An 18,382-nucleotide genomic window follows, 5' to 3' on the forward strand; every position below is an offset into this window, starting at 1 on the left:
TCGGCGTGTCGCGACTCAGGTCCGCGGCGGGTCGGCCGGGAGGAGAAGGATGCGGCGCTGGAAGCGCGTCAGCAGGAGCAGGACGAGCCCGAGCACGGCCACGAGAGCACCGCCGATGATGAACATCACCCCGATGAAGAGAACGGTGCCGTCGCCGTCTGCGGCGACGAAGACGATGCCGACGAGGGCGCCCAGAACGCCGAACCCGAGGACCGTCCACGCCATCGCGAGCAGGATGCGTAGCGCGCGGGCGCCGTGGAAAGTGGGACGGATGCCGAGGGCCGTGCCCACGTACTGCGACCAGCGGGCGCCGGTCCACCAGCGCGTCGTCTTCCGCGCCACGGGGTACCACCCCGCGCCGGCGCCCTCCTGCTCGCGGGGCAGGGGACGGATCACCTCGGGAGCGACCGCCGCCCCCGCCGGCACCGGGATGCGCTGCACGGCCTGGGACTGCACCGCGATCCCGAACCACAATGCGGCGAGCACCAGCATGCCGATCCCGGCGATGGAGACGGAACCGGTGAGCGCCCCGAGCGTGAACTGCAGCGCAGCCAGTGCGGCGAAGAGGCCTCCGAACACCCAGGCGAGCACGGGCTGCTCGGCGGAGGCCCAGTCGGTGCCCGGCCGGCCCTGCTTGATGCGGAAGCCCGTCCACTTGCGGCCCTCCCACCAGCGCAGCGGACCGGCGGGAGTGGGATACCACCCCGGTCCGGGAAGAGGCCAGGCGGCCGGGACGGATGCCGGCGCGGCCACGGCAGGCGCGGCCGACACGGGTGCAGTCACCGCGGGCGGTGCGGGAACCGGCGCTTCGTGCGCGGTCCATTGCACGCCGTCCCACCAGCGCAGCCTGCCCGGCGTGCCCGCGTCGTACCACCCCGGCTCAGCGTTCACCGATGCCCCCCCTCGTGACAGCCTCCATTATGCTCCCGTCCCCGAGCGCGGCAGCGCGACCACCACGACCAGACCACCCTCGGGTCGCGGGGTGAGGGAGAACGTGCCGTCGTGGGCACGCACGATGCTGGCGGCGATCGCGAGACCCAGGCCCACCCCCGCGCCGGTTTCGTGGCTGCGGATACGCCCGGCGCCCCCCTGGAACGGCTCGGTGAGCGTGGCCGCCAGAACGGACGGGACGAGTGCGCCCGTGTTCTCCACCCGCAGCACCGCGCCGTCGTCGTGCCGCGCGGTCACCAGGTGCACCTCTCCCCCGGCCACGTTGTGCACGATCGCGACGGATCGGCGCGCTTCACCGTGCCCGCCCGGCCTGACGGCCGCCTCGCAGGTGCCCCGGATGTTCGCGGCGGCCGGACTGGCCTACGAAGACCTGCTGGCCCGAATGGTGGCGGCCGCCCTGACCTGAGGATGCGCGAGGGGACGCGAGCGGGCGACCTCCCTCAGCCCACCCAGTCGCTGTCGTCGCGCCAGGGGGCCAGGTCGACCTCGTTGCCCTCGGGATCGGCGAGGGTCCACCAGTCGGGGGCGCCGGCATCGCTCGCGATCCGTCCCCCTGCGGCGAGGGCGGCGGCCAGGCGGCTCTCGACCTGGTCGCGGGGCACGTAGAGGTCGACGTGGATCGTATTGCGCTCGGGGCGGTGGGCATCGATCTGCTGGATCCAGATGTTGGGCCCGAGGCGGTGCGGGTCGCTGATGTCCTCCTCGCCGTCTCCCCAGGGCTCGTAGGCCAGCACGGCCTGCCAGAAACGCAGCACGGCGGGGCGGTCGACGGCGTCGATGGCGATCTGCAGACTCTGCACCGCGGACGGGTTCGCCCGGATGCCGAGCTCCCGCGCCGCCTCGGAGATCTCCCGTGCCAGCGCGACGTCCCGCTCGCTGAGGTCGCCGATGTCGTGACTGAGCAACCGGATGCCCACACCCGCGTACCGCAAATCGACCTCGGGATGGTGCCCCACGGCATCCGCCCGCTCCTGGATCGCCGTCACGAACGCGGCACCGGCCGCGAACGACTCCGTCACGAAGTACGCGCGGGCGCCGTCGCCCACCACGCGCCAGTCTTCCGTGCCGCCCGCCTCGCGGAACGCCTTGGGGGAGATCGCATCACTCATCCCTCAGTTCTACGCCCTCGGTCCCGTTCGGTCGCAGAAATGCGTCCATGATCCGACAAGGAGACGCTTTTTTGCGACCGAACGCGCTACGAGGCAGCAGTTCGTAGAGCGCGCGATGGGGACCTCTCCCCATCGCGCGCTCTACAGATGTCGGGGAGCATGAGGATCGTTCCCACGACGTACTTCGAAAGGCACACCGTGAAACTCCGCCGCATTCTTCCGTTGACCATCATCCCGATCGCCGCCGCGTTCACGCTGACGGGCTGCTTCGCCAGCCCCGCGCCCGCACCGGCGCCCGCATCCGACTCCGTCACCGAGACCGGCGCCGCCGAGCCCACGAGCAGCGCCTCACCCACGAGCGCCGCCGGCGGTTCGGCCGCCTCGGGTGACGTCGCCGAGCCCGGCACCAAGGCCGGCGTGGGCGAGGAGCTCGTGTATGAGTTCACCGGCACCGACGACCAGAAGGCGCTGATCGCCGCCAAGCTGGTCGACGTCACTCCCGCGACGCCCGAACAGGTCGACTTCTTGAACCAGCAGTTCGACAAAGACGAGCTCAAGGGCTTCGAGATCTCGTTCATCCACGTGGAGATGAGCAAGGTCTCGGGCGACCCGGTCGAGTTCAACGCCGACTACACCTCCTTCAAGCCCGCGGATGCCGAGGGCCAGCGGGTGCAAGACGTCACCGTGATCGGCTGGGACGAGTGCAGCACCGAGTCGTTCACCCCGGAGTTCGACAGCGGCGAGCCGATCACGCAGTGCTTCATCGCGGCGGCCCCGGCCGGTGGTGCGAAGCCGGCCGGCGTCTACTACGACGGCGGCTACTCCGATGTGAACCCCTACGACTACTACGACGGCAAGCCCCTGCTCTTCGTGCAGGACTGACCCGGTCTCCGTTGGTCGTCCCGGGTGTATTCTCGGAGCATCTGAGGTAAAAGCGTTCTGCTGATCGGTCGGTAACCGATCGGATCGGCGGTGCGAGTACACGCGGTACCGAGCGGTCCGCCACTTCTTCTCTTCGAAGGAGTGTGTGCTATGACCGCCGACCGATCGCGATCCCTCACCCGGAGCACCGCAGCGGCATCACCGCCCCAGTCGCTGGGGCAGGCGTGGCTCGCCCTGGCCGGGCTCTCGGCCGTCTTCCTGTTCGAGATGCTCGACAACTCGATCCTGAACGTGGCGCTGCCGACGATCGGCCGCGACCTCGAAGCCTCCACCTCCGGGCTGCAGTGGGTGACCGGAGCGTATTCGGTGACGTTCGGTGGCCTGATGCTGCTGTTCGGTGCGGTGGCCGACCGCGTCGGCCGGCGGCGGATCATGCTGATCGGCCTGGTGCTGCTGGCTGCTGGCTGCTGCGAGCCTCGCCACGGTCTTCGTGACGAGCACGGAGCAGTTGATCGCGGTGCGCGCCGTGATGGGCGTCGCCGCCGCCATGACCACGCCGGGTTCGATGGCACTCGCCTTCCGCCTGTTCGGCACCGAAGACCTGCGGGTGCGCGCGATCACCCTCATCTCGACCGCCGGACTCGTGGGGCTGGCGATCGGCCCGACCCTGGGCGGTCTGGTGCTCGCGGTGGCGCCGTGGCAGGTGCTACTGATCGCGAACGCGCCGATCGCCGGGCTGGCCCTGCTCGGCATCCGCCTCGGGATCGCCGCCGATGACGCGAGCACGCTCCACCGCGAGCCGGTCGACTTCGTGGGGGCGCTTCTCGGCACCGCGTCGATCGTGCTGGCGCTGATGATCCCGACCCTGTTCGTGAACGCCGGCGCGGGATCGGTCTGGCCCTGGCTGGCGGTACTGGCCGCGGTCGGCGCGCTGACCGGGTTCGTGCTGCGCGAGCGGTCGGCGAGGTTCCCGCTGCTGCCGCTCCCGCTGCTGGCCGTGCCACTGGTCTCCAGCGGTCTCGCGTTCAAAGCGGCCGCGGGACTGGCCGTCTCCGGTCTGAGCTTCCTGGTGACGCTCCAGCTGCAGTTCGCCTGGGGCTGGCCGCCGGCGCTCGCCGCCGCCGGGATGCTTCCGCAGGTCGCCGTGCTGCTGGCGAGCGGCCGCTTCGTGGCCCCGCTCGTTCGCCGGGTGGGCCTCGGGCGGGCGGCCTGGATGAGCGCCGCGGCGGTGGTGCTCGGCCTCGCGGTGTTCGCGCTCTTCGGCCGTTTCGGCTACGGCGCCGTGGTGGTGGCGCTCGTGCTCGTGGCGGCCGGGATGCGCGTGGTGGGCGTCGTCGCCGGCACGAATGTGCTGAACGGACTGCCGCCCGCCCGAACCTCGATCGGTGCGGCACTGGTCGACACCTCGAGCGAGCTCGCCACAGCGATCGGCATCGCCGCCGCCGGCACCATCCTCGCCGCCCTGTTCGCCGGCAACCTCGGTGCCGCGCCGTGGGATCCCACCCAGACCGGGCAGTTCGACACGGCGGTGACGGTCGCCGGTCTCGCCCTCACGGCACTGTCGGCGGCGCTGGTCGCATTCGGCATCATCCGTTCGCGGTGACGCCGGTGGCCGGTCAGCGCAGGATGCCGCGCTGCCTCGCCACCGACACCGCCGCGGTGCGCGAGGCCACCCCGAGCTTGGTGAAGATGTGCGCCAGGTGGGACTTCACCGTCGTCTCGCTCACGAAGAGGTCGGCCGCCACCTCGGTGTTCGATCGCCCCGCCGCCACGAGGTCGAGCACCTCGATCTCGCGCGAGCTGAGACTCGCCTGCGGGGCTCGCATCCGGTCGAGCAGCCGTGAGGCGATGACCGGCGCCAGCGCGCTCTCCCCGGCGGCGGCGGCGCGCACGGCGGCGGTGAGCTCGTGCGGCGGCGCGTCCTTCAGCAGATACCCGCTCGCTCCCGCCTCGATGGCGCCGAGGATGTCGGCATCCGAGTCGTAGTTGGTGAGCACCAGCACGTACGGGGCCGCATCCAGGGCCCGGATGCGCCGGGTGGCCTCGGCACCGGTCGACGCTGCCTGGGCGCCGAACTGCAGGTCGATGAGCACCACGTCGGGATTCTCCCGCTCGGCGGCCGCCACCGCCTCGTCCGGCGTACCGGCCTCGGCCACGACCTCGATGCCGGGCTCGAGCGAGAACAGGGCGAGCAGCCCGGCCCGCACGATGGGATGGTCGTCGGCGATCACGAGGCGGATCATGCCAGCGGCTCCAGCGCGAGCTCCACCGTCAGCACCGTGCCCGCGCGCGGCGCCGACTCGACCGTCAGCACACCGCCGAGCTGATCGACGCGCTCGCGGGTCGCCTGCAGCCCGAAGGAGTCGGAGCGGCCGCGCGACGCCGCGGAGGCCGCAGCCGGGTCGAATCCCGCGCCGTCGTCGGCGACCGTGAACCGCAGGTGCTCGCCATCCGTCTCCCGCCGCAGGTCGAGCCGGATCGTGGCCCGCGTGGCGTGGGCGTGCTGCAGCACGTTCGCCACGGCGCCCTGCGCGATCCGGAGCAGAGCGGTCTGCACCGGCATCGGCAGGTCGACCGCATCCGGAACCCGCACCTCGACGGCCAGCCCCTGCGGAACCCACTGCTCGGCGGCCAGGCGGCGCAGCGCCCCGCCGAGACCGCGATCGTCGAGGTCAGGCGGCGTGAGTTCGCGGATGAAGCGGCGGGCGTCGGCGAGATTGGCCGCGGCCGTCTCCCGGGCGAGCCGGATGTGCTCGATGCCCGGCCGGCCGGGATCCGCGCGTTCGGCCGCGTGCAGCAGCATCTGGATGCTCGAGAGGCCTTGTGCGAGAGTGTCGTGGATCTCGCGCGCCAGCCGGGCGCGTTCGGCGAGCATCCCCGATTCCCGCTCGGTGGCGGCCAGCTGCCCTCGGGTGTCCAGCAGCTCCTGCATGAGCGCCTCGCGCTGCTGGGCCTCGCGCGCCAGCGCCTGGTAGCCGAGACCGATCAGCAGGGCGACGCCGGCGCCCACCAGCGGGCCGATCACTCCCCCGACGCTCCAGCCGCCGTGCAGCCCCAGCGCGCCGATGGCGACGACGGTGGACACCAGGATGGCGGCGGATCCTCCTCCGCGGCCCAGCAGATGCAGGTACAGGAAGAAGAGTGGGAAGACGAGGTACGCGGCCTCCGGGGTCAGCCACAGGAGTGCCACCCATTCCAGGCTGAGAAGGGCCAGCCAGAGCACACTCGCCACGCGCCCGCCACGGTGGGAGACGGCCCCGGCCGCGTACGTCGCCAGCAGCACCACCGCCAGGACGACAACGGCCACGCCGATATCGCTCGGCACGAGCACGGCGCGGGCGATCACCAGCGCGGCGAGCCCGACGAAGAGCAGATGCAGCCCGGTGCGCAGCCCCACGAACACGGGGGTGAGCGCGGTGTGGGGCATGACCGGAATCCTACGCATCCCCCGGCACCGATCCATCCTCCGAAAGGACGACTCCACGACCCGCCTCCCGGTCGCCGGACGGTGTGCGACCGGCCGATGACCCGCCCGGTCGCAGCCGGGAGAGTGGATCACGTCGCCACCACACCCATCCCCCTCGGCGACAGGAGAGGATTCCCATGTTCGTCGCCCTCCGCGACCTGCGCTTCGCCCGCGGCCGGTTCGTGCTGATCGGCGCGGTGGTGGCACTCATCACCGTGCTCGTCGGCTTTCTCAGCGGCCTCACCGGGGGCCTCGCGACGCAGAACATCTCCGCCGTGTTGTCGCTTCCGGCCGACCGGCTGGTGTTCTCCGCGCCGGCGGCGGGAAGCAGCGGCATCTCCTTCGCCGACTCGGCGATCACCGAGCAGCAGGCCGCCGGATGGGCCTCGACCGACGGCGTTTCGACGGTCGAGCCGATCGGCATCACCCAGACCCGCGCCGAAGCGGGCGACGCCCGGGTGGCGGTCGCCGTCTTCGGCATGCAGCCCGGCTTCGACTCCGCGGCGCCCTCCGGCCCGGGGCGGGTGCAGGTATCCGCCCCGGCGGCCGCCGACCTCGGCGTCGCCGCGGGCGACTCGGTGACGATCGGCGGCACCGCCTTCACCGTCGAAGCGGTCGGCGGCGACTCCTGGTACAGCCACACCCCCGTCGTGGAGATGCTCCTGGCCGACTGGCAGGCGCTCGCCGCGACCACCGGCACGCCCGGCGCGTTCGCCACCGTGCTCGCCGTGACGGGGGCGCCCGACTGGGCGGCCGCCGACGCCGCTCAGACCACCTCGTCCGCGAGCATCCTGGGCTCCCTGACGGCGCTCAGCGCATTCCGCTCGGAGATCGGCTCGCTGCTCATGATGGTGGCCATGCTCTTCGGCATCTCGGGCCTGGTGATCGGCGCCTTCTTCACCGTCTGGACGATGCAGCGCAAAGCCGACATCGCGGTGCTCAAGGCGCTGGGCGCGAGCACGCCCTCCCTGGTGCGGGATGCGCTCGGTCAAGCACTGATCGTGCTGCTGCTCGGCATCGGAACGGGCCTCGGGCTGGTGGCGCTGCTCGGCGCGCTGGCCGGCACCGCGCTGCCGTTTCTGCTCAGCCCGCTCACCACCCTGCTGCCCGGCGCGATCATGATCGTGCTCGGACTCGCCGGCGCGGCCTTCGCGCTGCGCTCCGTCACCTCCACCGACCCCCTCACCGCCCTAGGGAGCACCCGATGATCCGCCTCGACGACGTCACCCTCACCTTCCCCGACGGGGACGCCCGTATCGCCGCCGTCGATCACGTCACTCTGACGGCCCGGCCGGGAACGGTCACCGGCATCACCGGGCCGAGCGGATCGGGCAAGTCGAGCCTGCTCGCGGTCGCCGCCACGCTCATCCGCCCCGATTCCGGCCGGGTGATCATCGACGGCACGGATGCCGGCGACCTCACGCCGCGCGAGGCGACGGCGCTGCGGCGCCGGACGATCGGGATCGTCTTCCAGCAGTCGAACCTGCTCCCCTCGCTCACCGCCGTCGAGCAGCTGACGGTGATGAACGAGCTCGGCGCCCCGGGATCTCGGCGCCGACGCCGCACCGCGGCCGCTCGGGCCGGCGAACTCCTCGACGCGGTCGGTCTGGCCGACCACGCCGCGAAACGCCCGCACCAGCTCTCCGGCGGCCAGCGGCAGCGGGTGAACATCGCCCGGGCGCTGATGAACGACCCCGCCGTGCTGCTGGTCGACGAGCCCACGAGTGCGCTCGATCAGGAGCGGGGCGCCGCGATCATCGAGCTCATCCTGCGGCTCACCGAGGAGCGGAGCACGTCGACGCTGCTCGTGACGCATGACCTCGTTCACCTACCTAGGATGCACGGGCTGGTGCACCTGGTCGACGGCAAGGTCTCGACCGCCGGGCGGCACGACCTGGAACGTGCCTAGGCTGAACGGATGCCGCCTCCCTCGCCGGTCCGCACCCGCTGGGTCTTCGCCGGGCAGCTCGGCCCGCTGTTCGACGACGGTGGCCCGATGCTGATTGTCGAGGCCCGCTCGGTGTTCGGCCGGCGCCCGATGCACCGGGCGAAGGCGCACCTGATCCTCTCCGCGCTGCGCCACCGGGCCGTCGAGCTGGGCGACCGCGCCGAATTCCGGCAGGTCGAGCACTACGCCGACGCCATCCGGGGGCGAGACGATCTCGAGGTGATCGACCCCACGTCCTGGGCGGCGAGGCGCTTCGTGCGCCGGCACGACATCGCCGTGCTGCCCAGCCGCGGTTTCGTCACCTCCGAGGCCGACTTCGCCGCCTGGGCGGCCGGCCGTGCAGGCACACGGCTGCTGATGGAGGACTTCTACCGCACGGCCCGTGAGCGCACCGGCATCCTGATGCGGGGCGACCAGCCCGAGGGCGGACGCTGGAACTACGACCACGACAACCGGCAGCCTCCGCCCAAGAACGCCGCCCGACTCGGGTTGCCGGATCCGCTCTGGCCCGAGGAGGACGAGATCGACGACCAGGTGCGCGCCGACCTCGACCGCTGGCAGCGCGAGGGCGTGGTCGACCTCGTCGGCGACGACGGGCCCCGGCGCTTCGCCGCGACCCGGGACGAGGCCGTCAGCGCTCTCACCGACTTCGTCGAATCGCGGCTGAACGACTTCGGCCCTTTCGAAGACGCCATGCTCGGCGGCGACTGGACGATGGCCCACTCGCTGCTGAGCGCCCCGCTGAATCTCGGGCTACTCGATCCGCTCGAGGCCATCGACGCCGTGGTGGCCGAGTACCACGCCGGCCGCGCCCCGCTGCCCGGGGTCGAGGGCTTCGTGCGCCAGATCATGGGCTGGCGCGACTATGTGTGGCACCTCTACTGGCACCTCGGCGAGTCGTACCCTCGCGACCACAACGCGCTCGGCGCGCACGAACCGCTGCCGCCGGTCTTCCGCACGCTCGATGCCGACGCCATCGAGGCGACCTGCCTGCGCGAGACCATCGACGGGATGCGGCGGCACGGCTGGGCGCACCACATCCAGCGCCTGATGGTGCTCGGCAACTGGGCGCTGCAGCACGGCTACGACCCGGTCGCCCTGAACGACTGGTTCGTCGACATGTTCGTCGACGGCACGCCCTGGGTGATGCCGGCGAACGTGATCGGCATGTCGCAGCACGCCGACGGCGGCATCGTGGCCACGAAACCCTACGCATCAGGCGGCGCCTACATCAACCGGATGTCGGACTACTGCTCGGGCTGCGTGTTCGACCCGAAGGTGCGCCTGGGCGACAACGCCTGCCCGTTCACCGCCGGGTACTGGGCGTTTCTGGATCGCGTCGAGCCGCGCATCCGGAACAATCACCGCATGGCCCAACCGCTGGCCGGGCTCCGCGGCCTCAGCGACCGGGCGGCGGTCGTCGACCAGGAGCGTCACCGCGACCGCTGGTGACGCGCGCCGGCGTCCCAGCCCCGCACGGAATGGATGACGGCGCTCTTCGGATACGCCGAGGCCGCCCGCGAGGGTTCGCCGATCTCGAAGAGGTCGAGCAGGAGCAGCACGGGGTAGTCGGGGGCGAGCGGCACGCGCCTGACGACGAGGCCCTCGCAGCCGATCACGGCCCCGCCGGCACCCCAGATCACCGACCAGGTGTGCGGCCGGGAGGCATCGACGGGCACGAGCACCTCCGCCATGTCGGTCACGAGCGCAGGATCGCCGTGGGCTTTCACCCCGCAGCGGGCGCGCGACCCGGAGTGGCCGACCGCGCTCGCGTCGATCTCGAAGAGGCAGATCTCGCCGCTGTGCTGTGGCGAAAGGTTCTCCACACCGACCAGCCAGGCGGCGAGCATGCAGCCCTCGTCGACGCTCGCGCTGACGGTCACGTCGATCCGGCCCGCCGAGGGGGCCCAGAGCAGCCGTTCGGGCGTCGCGGTGCGCACGGTGAGGCCGTCGGGCCGGTGTCGGTGTGTGCCGGTGATGCTTCCCACCGGGCCCGAGAACACACCGGTCTGCAGATTGGAGACGCGCAGCGGCGCATCCTCGTCACGCCAGTCGAGCTGGTCGTGGTCGATCAGCAGCCGGATTCCGGATGCGCCCAGGTCGTAGTGCGCCTGCGAGCGATCCGGCGTGGTCCAGTGCGGCAGGTATTCCGGCACCCAGACGTCGTCGCGTAGCACGGGCGCCGAGAAGTCGTCCGCCACATCCGGAGCCCGATCGGGCGGCTCCGGGAACCGTTCGCCCGCATCATCCGTCACCCGTCCATTCTGGCTTCAGCGAGGGCGTTCGCGCCGGAGAATGCGATCGTGCCTGCTGCCGGCGGCTCAGCGGCGGGCGGCTCAGCGGCGGGCGGCGATGGCCCGCCCGAGAGCGTCGCCGGAGGCCCAGGCGGTGGGAACCGACGAGCGGTCTCCCCACGCGTCGCCGCACACGCCGATGCGCTCGTGCAGGGCGAAGGGCTCCGGATGCGACGCCGTGGTGCGCGCATACGTCCACCGGTGTGCGTGGTTCCAGACGGGACGGGCGCTCTCCCCCAGGCCGAGTAGCGCGCTCACCTCGGCGACCACGGCCTCCACGGCGCCGTCCGGATGCTCGAGGTGCTCGCGCGCGAACCCGGCGGTGGTGTGGGCCACGAGCACCGGGGCACCGTCTCCGCGCCGGTCGCCGTCGTCGGCCAGGAAGGAGACGACGACGGATGCCTCGACGAAGGCCCCGTGCAGATCGGCGGGCCAGGTGCGCTCGGCGAAGCCCAGCGCCACCGCGATCGTCGGCTCCCAGGCATTCGTGTCGAGCGCCGCTGCCACCACCGATCCTGGCGCGAGCAGCCGGGCGGCCTGCGGCTCGGGCATCGCGAGCACGACCGTGTCGTAGCGCACGCCGTCGTCTGATCCGTCGACCGTACCGTCGTGGTGCACCGAGGTCACCGCCTGCTCGAGCTGCACGTCGACCCGGCGCTCCTCGTCGGCTCCGAGCTCTTCGGCCAGATCGACGAGCAGCGATCTCAGCCCGCCTACGGCGGCGTAGCGCATCGGTCCCGTCGTCGTGCGCGACGACTCCAGCGGTGAACCGCCGCCGGTTCCATGGGCGTCGAGCACGGTGAACGTGTCGGACCACGGATGCGCGAGCCCCTTCCCCTCCCACCGCGCCACCACCTCGCCGAACGCGGATCCGTCCGGCACCGTGAAGTATGACGCCCCGAGGTCGACGGTTCTCCCGTGCAACGTGCGTCCCGCCATCCGACCGCCCGGCCGGCGACCGCGGTCGACGACCCGCACGGGAACGCCCGCGTCGCGCAGCGCGCGGGCGCACGCGAGCCCCGCGATGCCGGCGCCCACCACGAGCACTCCCGCCCCGTTCGCTGAGTGAGGGGCGGAGGTGGGGGCGGCAGGCGAGGAGGTCATCCCCTCATCCTGGCCCTGCCCCGCGCGATCGGCAGGGAGGCCACGTGAGAAGCTTCAGTCGAGCGAGGGAAACCCCGCAACCCGACCGACGAACCCCGAGCTCAGCGCCTCCTCCGTGATCCTCACTGCGCGCGGCGTGAGCGCGTCTCCGGGATAGAACCCTTCGAAGATGCGCTCCGCCTGCTCGATCGAGGTCACCCCGGCAGCTTCAGCGAGGACCGCGATGTCGCGGAACTCCCGCATGCCGCGTTTCTGGGCGGCGAGGAGCTTCATCGCGAGCAGCATCGACGCTGAACAACCCGAGCGACATCCAGCACGGCACCGCGGGGCGAGAGCGATCCGTCGATGTCGACAGTGCTCCGCCGATCCGCGTCGTAGACGAGACTGATGGCCGCCCCACCGACCAGTCGCAATCGAACAGGCTCGGGCGACTCCGCGAGAGCGGCGACCAGTTCTCTCAGACCTGTCGTGAGATCGTCACGGGTCAGCTCCAGTCGCGTAGATCGCTCCGCGCCGGAAGCACGTCCGCTGTCGGCCATCAGACCGACTCCAGCTCACCCGCGCCGAGCCAGACGCCCCGCCTGAGCAGCGGTTCGGGCACCTCGTCGGCGATGGCGTGCACGGCACCGGGCCAGATCGACCACCTGGCCTGCGGATCGCCCTCGACCCGCGCAGCCCAGTCGGGGACGGGCAGGCCGGCCGTGGCCAGCCGCCACTCGACGACTCCGGCGAGCACGGAGTCCCACTTCGAGCCCAGCGCACGAGGGGGCTCGGCCACCATCAGCACCTTCGTGAAGGGATCAGCCGAGACCAGGTCGTTGGAGAGCTGCACCGTCACGCGCGCCTGACCCCACTCGTCGCCCGCCGCAGCGAAGCGCGCTATCGCATCGGCGATCTCTGTCACAGGGGGGCGGCCGCCGAGGTCGGCCACCAGGATGTGCACGCCCGTGCCGCGGGCGGCCCGCTCGAGGTTGCGGGCGGTCGGCTCGCGGCTCCCGCTTTCGATCGCCGAGAGATTGCTCGCCTGCAGGCCGCTGCGTCGAGCGACCTCGGCGACGCTCAACCTCTTCCGCCGTCGGGCACGAGAGATCGAATCGACTGTCGTCATCGGTGGCACCTCCTAGATGAGCGTATCGTAAACGATACGCATGAGCAATACTCGACGTTGACGATCTGACCTTATCAGCCGGCAGCGGCGTACGGTCAGCACCACCAGTCGAAGGCGGGAGGCGACGATGGTCACAGATGACTCCGACAAGACGGATGACGCCGACAAGACGGATGACGCCGACAAGACTGAGGCGCAGCAGGACGCGGAGCGGTGGCTCGTGGTGGGCGGGCGGCGGTGGCGGCGCACGGACCCGTCACTGGCCGATGAGCTGGTCGCGGCCCTGAAGTCGCACCTGGGGCGAGCGCGCAACGCCGTGAAGGCGGCCAAGCGCTCCGACGATGCGGAGGAGCTGGCCTCGGCCCGTACGCGCGTCGGCCTCGCCAAGCACGGGCTCGGCGAGCGGGGCCCGACGTGGTGGGATGCTCCCGAGGCGGATCGACGCGAACGAGCGATCAAGGCACTGGCAGAACTCGACCGCCTGGCCGAACTCGACGGTTCGGCCGACCCCACCCGGTCGTCCGCCCCCGACCGCCCCGCCGGGTGAGGGTGGCGACCGCCCGAAGACGCACCCCGTTCGGCACCGTACGCTGGAGGCATGACCGCCACCGAGTGGGAGACCCGCGTCGCCGGACTCTGGGCCGACGACGACCTAACCGACCACGCCCGCCTCGAACGGATGCGGGTGCTCGCCGAGCAGGCACCGCATCCGGCTCTCGGAGCCTTCGAGCTGGGCGGCGCGTTCGACTCCGCGGGGCGTGAGGCGGAAGCCGACGTGCACTACTCAGCGGCCTGGGCGGCGGGCCTGGCGGAAGCCGACCCCGCGCGGGCGGCACAGCTCACCATCCAGCACGCGTCGACGCTGCGCAATCTCGGCCGGGTCGACGAGGCGATCGCGATGCTGCAGAACGCGCCCGCCCATCCGGCCGTCGGCGACGCCCCGGCGGTCTTCCTGGCCCTCGCGCTGCACAGCGCCGGCCGTGCCGACGAGGCGCTCCGGGTGGCGATCGAGGCGATCGAGCCCTCGCTCCCGCGCTACCACCGGTCGGTGCGCGCCTACGCCGCCGCGCTCACCGATCCGGCGCCTGCCGGCTGAGGCCGTCGGCATCGTCCGCCGGTAGGGTGAAAACGGTTCGAGCAGTGCCCGCCCCATCGAAGGAGTCTCCCGTGCCCACGACCGTGACCGGCGTCATCGCCCGATCCAAGGGTGCGCCCGTGGAGCTCACCTCGATCGTCATCCCCGATCCGGGACCCGGCGAGGCCGTGGTCGACATCGAGACCTGCGGGGTGTGCCACACCGATTACCACTACCGCGAGGGCGGCATCAGCGACGACTTCCCCTTTCTGCTCGGGCACGAGGCGGCGGGCCGGGTGAGCGCGATCGGCGAGGGCGTCACGAACGTCGCCGTGGGCGACTTCGTGGTGCTGAACTGGCGGGCGGTCTGCGGCGAGTGCCGGGCGTGTGTGCGCGCCGAGCCCTGGTACTGCTTCAACACGTTCAACGCCACCCAGAAGATGACCCTCGAAGACGGCACCGAGCTCAGCCCGGCGCTCGGCATCGGAGCGTTCGCCGAGAAGACCCTGGTGCACGCGAAGCAGTGCACGAAGGTGAATCCGGATGCCGACCCGGCTGCCGTCGGACTGCTCGGCTGTGGCGTCATGGCGGGTCTCGGCGCGGCGATGAACACCGGCAACGTCGGGCGCGGCGACTCGGTGGCCGTGATCGGCTGCGGCGGTGTCGGCACTGCAGCGGTCGTCGGCGCGGAACTGGCCGGCGCGAGCACCATCATCGCCATCGACCGCGACCCCAAGAAGCTCGTCGCCGCCCAGAAGCTCGGGGCCACCCACACGATCGACTCCAGCGGCCTCGACGAGGCGGCCGTCGTGAAGGCCGTGCAAGACCTCACCGGCGGTTTCGGTGCCGACGTGGTGATCGATGCGGTCGGCCGCCCCGAGACCTGGCGTCAGGCGTTCTACGCCCGTGACCTCGCCGGCACGGTCGTGCTGGTCGGGGTGCCCACGCCCGACATGACCCTCTCGATCCCCCTGCTCGACGTCTTCGGCCGGGGTGGCTCGCTCAAGTCGAGCTGGTACGGCGACTGCCTGCCCGAGCGCGATTTCCCGATGCTCACCGACCTCTTCCTGCAGGGCCGCCTCCCCCTCGACGAGTTCGTGAGCGAACGGATCGGCATCCGCGACATCGAGCAGGCCTTCGACAGCATGGCGAGCGGCGACGTGCTGCGCTCGGTGGTGGTGCTCTGATGGCCGCGCGGATCGAGAACCTCGTCACCAGCGGCACCTTCAGCCTCGACGGCGGCACCTGGGACGTCGACAACAACGTCTGGATCGTCGGCGACGACACCGAGTGCGTCGTCATCGACGCCGCCCACGACGCCGCGGCGATCCTCACAGCCGTGGGCGACCGCGCGCTGCGCGCCATCCTGCTGACGCACGCGCACGACGACCACATCGACGCGGTCGCGGCGGTTCAGGCGGCGACCGGCGCGCCCGTGCACCTCCATGACGACGACCGAATGCTCTGGAACGCGGTCTACCCCGACACCGCGCCGAGCGGCACCCTGGTCGACGGCCAGGTCATCCCGATCGCCGGTCTCGAGCTCGAGGTGCTGCACACCCCGGGTCACTCCCCCGGTGCGGTGTGCTTCGCGGCCCCGGATCTGGAGACGGTCTTCACGGGCGACACCTTGTTCAACGGCGGCCCGGGCGCCACCGGCCGCTCGTTCAGCGACTTCCCCACGATCATCGACTCGATCACCGCGAAGCTGCTCACTCTGCCCGCCGAGACGGTCGTTCGCACCGGCCACGGCGACTCCACCACGATCGGTGCCGAGTCCCCGCACCTCCAGGAGTGGATCGCCCGCGGCCACTGAGCCCTCGGTGCCGGCGGTCGCCCACGAGGTCACGGCCACTATCGGGCACAGTGATGTCACGACCTGCTTGCGGGTCTGTCCTGATGAGGGCACGATGAGCAGATCGCTCCGATCGACGCGGGCGCTCACCGGGGGCCGGCATGAACGATGAGACACTGCTCGCGGCGATCTATCGGGGCCGCCCCGAGACCATCGGCGATGTCGCCGCACTGACCCACCTCCCCGCGGGCGACGCCGATGCGGCCGTGCAGCGACTGCGCGACCGAGGGCTTCTCGGCGGCGATGGCGACGCGCTCACCTACACGCACCCCGCATCCTGGGTCGCCGACACGGCGACCGCGCGTTCGGCCCAGCTGCGCAGGAACGCCGACGACGCGCTCTCGGCCATGGAGCGGATGGTCTCCGAACTGCCCGGTCTGCTGCGCCACTGGTCGGTCGGCGAGGCCTCGGCCGATCTGGTGCCGGTCGTCATCCGGCACGGTCTGCACGCCTCGGAAGACCTCTGGTACGACACAGCCAGCCATGACTCCGGCACACTGCACGCGGTGCTGCCCGAGGTGGACCGGTTTCTCACGAGCGAACCGGAGCGCGCGGTGCGGTTCGGTCGTGCGCTCGCCGGCAAGGAGAGGGTGCGAGTGATCATGCCCACCTGGGCCGCCGACGACACGATCGCCATCCAGCGGATGACGCACTACCGCGCTGCGGGCGTGGAATACCGCCTGCTCGACAGCCCGCCGAGCTGGTTCTGGGTCGATGCGGATCAGCTCGCCGTGCCGTTCGAGTGGGGCGAGGGGCGCCCGACGAGCGTGCTCGGTGTTCGCCATGCCTCCCTCGCCGGGATGGCACTGGACTACTTCGAGACGCTCTGGCGCCAGGCCACTCCCGCCGAGGATTCCGCGCCGGCCTGGACCCCCCTGCTGACGCTGATGCGCCAGGGCATCACGCTCGATTCGGCCTCGCGTGCGGTGGGCATCAACCCGCGCACGGGCCGGCGACGGATCGCGGCCGCGATGGAGCACTACGGGGTGTCGACGCTGTTCGCGCTCGGGGTGGCCTGGTCGGCTGACTCCTCGCAATCGTCCGACCGCCCGGCCTGACCTGGGTGAAGGGAGTGCGCGGAGCGTAGAATCCGGGCATGGCAGCACCGATTGGCGCAGGAACGACCAACGCAGCATCGACCCCCATCCGCTTCGAGGCCGAGACCGTGACGCTGGGCGAACGGCGCATCGCGAAGCTCCCGCCCGAAGCCAGCGCGGCCCTTCCGTCGCGTGGCCAGGTCGCTGTGGAGGGCTTCATCGACGGGCATCCGTTCGCCGATGTGGTGGAGCCCGACGGCCTGCGCGGACACTGGGTCGACGTCGACCGGCTGCTCGGTGGCACACCGGATGCGACCGCCGAAGGCCTGGTCTCGATCGAGCTCGCGCCGTCGTCGACGTGGCCCGAGCCGGAGGTGCCCGATGACCTGCGCCGCGCCCTCGATCAGGCGCCGGCCTCGGCGGAGACATGGGCCGACATCACGCCGATGGCGCGCTGGGAATGGGTGCGCTGGATCTCTTCGACGCGCAGTCCGTCCACGCGCGAGCGGCGGGTCGAGGTGGGTATCTCGAAGCTGGACCGGGGTTCGCGACGCCCCTGCTGTTTCGATCTCTCTTCGTGCACCGATCCGGAGCTCTCCAAGAGCGGAAAGCTCATCCGGTCACCGGCCTGATCTGCACGGCTGACGGCGCATCCGCACGTCCGACGGCGCATCCGCTCAGTGCCGGCGAAAGAGCCCTCGCTTGCGCCGGTAGAAGGGGCGCACCTCGCCCAGCAGGTGGGCGGCTCGCGGTGCCGCATACATCACGTCGATGGGGCTGCCGATCGAGTAGGTGGCGAGTGCCTGCCCCAGTTCCGGCCCGAGGGTGTCGCGGATGGATGCCTCGCCCACGATCACCAGCAGGTAGCTCTCGTCGACGGAGTCCTCCTGGGGTGTGACCTTCCAGCCGAGCACCGCTTCGTCGACTGCGGGGTGACGGGCGAAGAGCGCGGCCAGTGCCTCGGTCATGCCGGGCGGAATGCGTGCGGGCTCGCCCACAAGAACGCGTGTCTCGGCCTGGACGACCCGGGGGGTCAACGTGGCCGCGCCGTCGAGCAGCTGCCCGATCTCGCCGGGCAGGAACTCCTTGCCGTGGGAGGAATGCGGGTTGAGTACGAGTGTGGCCCCGCGCGTCATCTGCCAGAGCACGCGGCACGGCAGGGCGAGAAAGGCCCTCTCGAAGCCCGGCACCGCTCGCAGGGTCTCGCGAAGCCGCTCCTCCGAGGTGTAGAACGGCTGCACAGATGTTCCGGCCGGACCGAGCAGGTCGGCGAGGGTCGCGGTGTTCTCCCCCGAGGTCGTACCCGGCACGATGACCGTCGACTCCAGCAGAGCCGTCACGAACGCCGGCGCGGCGGCCGGATCGCGTGCGGCCTCCGCCAGCAGCGCCTCGATCTCGGGAACCCCAGGATTGCCCATCCCTCGAGCGTATCCCGACCGGCCAAAGAGGGTTTAGAAGCGCGCGTCGTCAGGCAAGGGGTGACTGTCGCCGACGGATCGAAAGGCCGATCGTCTCGGTGCCGATCAGAAGGGCGCGTCGTCAGGTAGGGAGTG

General features: G+C 71.4%; 23 protein-coding genes and 1 pseudogene. 13 read left to right on the forward strand and 11 right to left on the reverse strand.

Annotated features, from left to right (window positions below; genetic code table 11):
- Positions 1-15: 15 nt before the first annotated feature.
- Entirely contained in the window at positions 16-891 is an 876-nt protein-coding gene (locus tag Q0D75_RS06500; RefSeq protein ID WP_291050643.1) for a DUF2510 domain-containing protein, read from the reverse strand.
- 27 nt (positions 892-918) lie between these two features.
- A complete protein-coding gene (locus Q0D75_RS06505) occupies positions 919-1,212 on the reverse strand; it encodes a HAMP domain-containing sensor histidine kinase (protein WP_291050645.1) in 294 nt (97 codons plus the stop codon).
- A gap of 1 nt (position 1,213) precedes the next feature.
- On the opposite strand from Q0D75_RS06505, the gene Q0D75_RS06510 reads away from it, so the two are divergent.
- Positions 1,214-1,357: a hypothetical protein gene (locus tag Q0D75_RS06510; protein WP_291050648.1), complete on the forward strand. Its 144-nt coding sequence runs from the start codon at positions 1,214-1,216 to the stop codon at positions 1,355-1,357.
- A gap of 34 nt (positions 1,358-1,391) precedes the next feature.
- Here the strand turns inward: Q0D75_RS06510 and Q0D75_RS06515 are convergent, their stop codons facing one another.
- A complete protein-coding gene (locus Q0D75_RS06515) occupies positions 1,392-2,060 on the reverse strand; it encodes a VOC family protein (RefSeq protein WP_291050651.1) in 669 nt (222 codons plus the stop codon).
- A gap of 222 nt (positions 2,061-2,282) precedes the next feature.
- Here Q0D75_RS06515 and Q0D75_RS06520 point away from each other — a divergent pair, with 222 nt between their 5' ends.
- The 3 genes and pseudogenes from Q0D75_RS06520 (at position 2,283) to Q0D75_RS06530 (ending at position 4,545) form a co-directional block, all read left to right on the forward strand.
- Positions 2,283-2,942, forward strand: coding sequence for a hypothetical protein (locus Q0D75_RS06520; RefSeq protein WP_291050653.1), 660 nt, complete (start codon positions 2,283-2,285; stop codon positions 2,940-2,942).
- A 267-nt stretch (positions 2,943-3,209) separates the two neighbouring features.
- Positions 3,210-3,317: pseudogene (locus Q0D75_RS06525) on the forward strand (hypothetical protein); the annotation flags it as partial.
- A 115-nt stretch (positions 3,318-3,432) separates the two neighbouring features.
- Positions 3,433-4,545 (forward strand): MFS transporter, encoded by a 1,113-nt coding sequence (locus tag Q0D75_RS06530; RefSeq protein WP_291050656.1) that lies wholly within the window; start codon positions 3,433-3,435, stop codon positions 4,543-4,545.
- 13 nt (positions 4,546-4,558) lie between these two features.
- On the opposite strand, the gene Q0D75_RS06535 is transcribed toward Q0D75_RS06530, so the two are convergent.
- Positions 4,559-5,185, reverse strand: coding sequence for a response regulator transcription factor (locus Q0D75_RS06535; protein ID WP_291050659.1), 627 nt, complete (start codon positions 5,183-5,185; stop codon positions 4,559-4,561).
- A complete protein-coding gene (locus Q0D75_RS06540) occupies positions 5,182-6,369 on the reverse strand; it encodes a sensor histidine kinase (RefSeq protein ID WP_291050662.1) in 1,188 nt (395 codons plus the stop codon). Before Q0D75_RS06540 ends, Q0D75_RS06535 begins: the two co-directional genes overlap by 4 nt.
- Before the next feature lie 176 nt (positions 6,370-6,545).
- Between Q0D75_RS06540 and Q0D75_RS06545 the strand changes: the two genes are divergently transcribed.
- From Q0D75_RS06545 to Q0D75_RS06555, 3 genes are read left to right on the forward strand one after another with little or no spacing between them, the layout of a single operon-like run.
- The gene (locus Q0D75_RS06545; protein ID WP_291050665.1) at positions 6,546-7,616 is read left to right on the forward strand and encodes an ABC transporter permease; all 1,071 of its coding nucleotides are present in this window, start codon (positions 6,546-6,548) and stop codon (positions 7,614-7,616) included.
- Positions 7,613-8,317 carry an ABC transporter ATP-binding protein gene (locus Q0D75_RS06550; protein ID WP_291050668.1) on the forward strand — a complete coding sequence of 235 codons (705 nt, stop codon included), beginning with the start codon at positions 7,613-7,615 and terminating at the stop codon, positions 8,315-8,317. Before Q0D75_RS06545 ends, Q0D75_RS06550 begins: the two co-directional genes overlap by 4 nt.
- Positions 8,318-8,326: 9 nt before the next feature.
- Complete coding sequence (locus Q0D75_RS06555; protein WP_291050671.1) at positions 8,327-9,808, forward strand: cryptochrome/photolyase family protein; 1,482 nt, start codon at positions 8,327-8,329, stop codon at positions 9,806-9,808.
- Here the strand turns inward: Q0D75_RS06555 and Q0D75_RS06560 are convergent.
- The 5 genes from Q0D75_RS06560 to Q0D75_RS06575 all read right to left on the reverse strand — a co-directional run bounded on the left by Q0D75_RS06560 (position 9,790) and on the right by Q0D75_RS06575 (position 12,862).
- Positions 9,790-10,611 (reverse strand): hypothetical protein, encoded by an 822-nt coding sequence (locus tag Q0D75_RS06560; protein ID WP_291050673.1) that lies wholly within the window; start codon positions 10,609-10,611, stop codon positions 9,790-9,792. The two genes, Q0D75_RS06555 and Q0D75_RS06560, sit on opposite strands and share 19 nt — an antisense overlap.
- Positions 10,612-10,692: 81 nt before the next feature.
- On the reverse strand, positions 10,693-11,754 hold the full coding sequence (locus tag Q0D75_RS06565) for an FAD-dependent oxidoreductase (protein ID WP_291050675.1): 1,062 nt from the start codon (positions 11,752-11,754) through the stop codon (positions 10,693-10,695).
- 54 nt (positions 11,755-11,808) lie between these two features.
- The gene (locus tag Q0D75_RS06570) at positions 11,809-12,027 is read right to left on the reverse strand and encodes a hypothetical protein (RefSeq protein WP_291050677.1); all 219 of its coding nucleotides are present in this window, start codon (positions 12,025-12,027) and stop codon (positions 11,809-11,811) included.
- A complete protein-coding gene (locus tag Q0D75_RS21020; RefSeq protein ID WP_366513418.1) occupies positions 12,024-12,293 on the reverse strand; it encodes a nucleotidyl transferase AbiEii/AbiGii toxin family protein in 270 nt (89 codons plus the stop codon). The genes Q0D75_RS06570 and Q0D75_RS21020 overlap by 4 nt, the downstream gene beginning before the upstream one ends.
- Positions 12,293-12,862 carry a helix-turn-helix transcriptional regulator gene (locus Q0D75_RS06575; RefSeq protein WP_291050679.1) on the reverse strand — a complete coding sequence of 190 codons (570 nt, stop codon included), beginning with the start codon at positions 12,860-12,862 and terminating at the stop codon, positions 12,293-12,295. Before Q0D75_RS06575 ends, Q0D75_RS21020 begins: the two co-directional genes overlap by 1 nt.
- Positions 12,863-12,989: 127 nt before the next feature.
- On the opposite strand from Q0D75_RS06575, the gene Q0D75_RS06580 reads away from it, so the two are divergent.
- From Q0D75_RS06580 to Q0D75_RS06605, 6 genes are all read left to right on the forward strand, one after another.
- Positions 12,990-13,409 carry a biopolymer transporter Tol gene (locus tag Q0D75_RS06580; RefSeq protein WP_291050682.1) on the forward strand — a complete coding sequence of 140 codons (420 nt, stop codon included), beginning with the start codon at positions 12,990-12,992 and terminating at the stop codon, positions 13,407-13,409.
- Between the two features lie 51 nt (positions 13,410-13,460).
- Positions 13,461-13,958, forward strand: coding sequence for a tetratricopeptide repeat protein (locus tag Q0D75_RS06585; protein ID WP_291050684.1), 498 nt, complete (start codon positions 13,461-13,463; stop codon positions 13,956-13,958).
- A 71-nt stretch (positions 13,959-14,029) separates the two neighbouring features.
- Positions 14,030-15,124: an S-(hydroxymethyl)mycothiol dehydrogenase gene (locus tag Q0D75_RS06590; RefSeq protein ID WP_291050686.1), complete on the forward strand. Its 1,095-nt coding sequence runs from the start codon at positions 14,030-14,032 to the stop codon at positions 15,122-15,124.
- Positions 15,124-15,753: an MBL fold metallo-hydrolase gene (locus tag Q0D75_RS06595; RefSeq protein WP_291050689.1), complete on the forward strand. Its 630-nt coding sequence runs from the start codon at positions 15,124-15,126 to the stop codon at positions 15,751-15,753. The genes Q0D75_RS06590 and Q0D75_RS06595 overlap by 1 nt, the downstream gene beginning before the upstream one ends.
- 140 nt (positions 15,754-15,893) lie before the next feature.
- A complete protein-coding gene (locus Q0D75_RS06600) occupies positions 15,894-16,850 on the forward strand; it encodes a hypothetical protein (RefSeq protein WP_291050691.1) in 957 nt (318 codons plus the stop codon).
- A gap of 38 nt (positions 16,851-16,888) precedes the next feature.
- Complete coding sequence (locus tag Q0D75_RS06605) at positions 16,889-17,461, forward strand: YdeI/OmpD-associated family protein (RefSeq protein WP_291050694.1); 573 nt, start codon at positions 16,889-16,891, stop codon at positions 17,459-17,461.
- A gap of 45 nt (positions 17,462-17,506) precedes the next feature.
- Here Q0D75_RS06605 and Q0D75_RS06610 read toward each other — a convergent pair whose 3' ends face one another.
- On the reverse strand, positions 17,507-18,247 hold the full coding sequence (locus tag Q0D75_RS06610; protein WP_291050696.1) for an enhanced serine sensitivity protein SseB C-terminal domain-containing protein: 741 nt from the start codon (positions 18,245-18,247) through the stop codon (positions 17,507-17,509).
- Positions 18,248-18,382: the final 135 nt, after the last annotated feature.

This window comes from Herbiconiux sp. (assembly GCF_023264855.1).
Lineage (GTDB): Bacteria > Actinomycetota > Actinomycetes > Actinomycetales > Microbacteriaceae > Herbiconiux.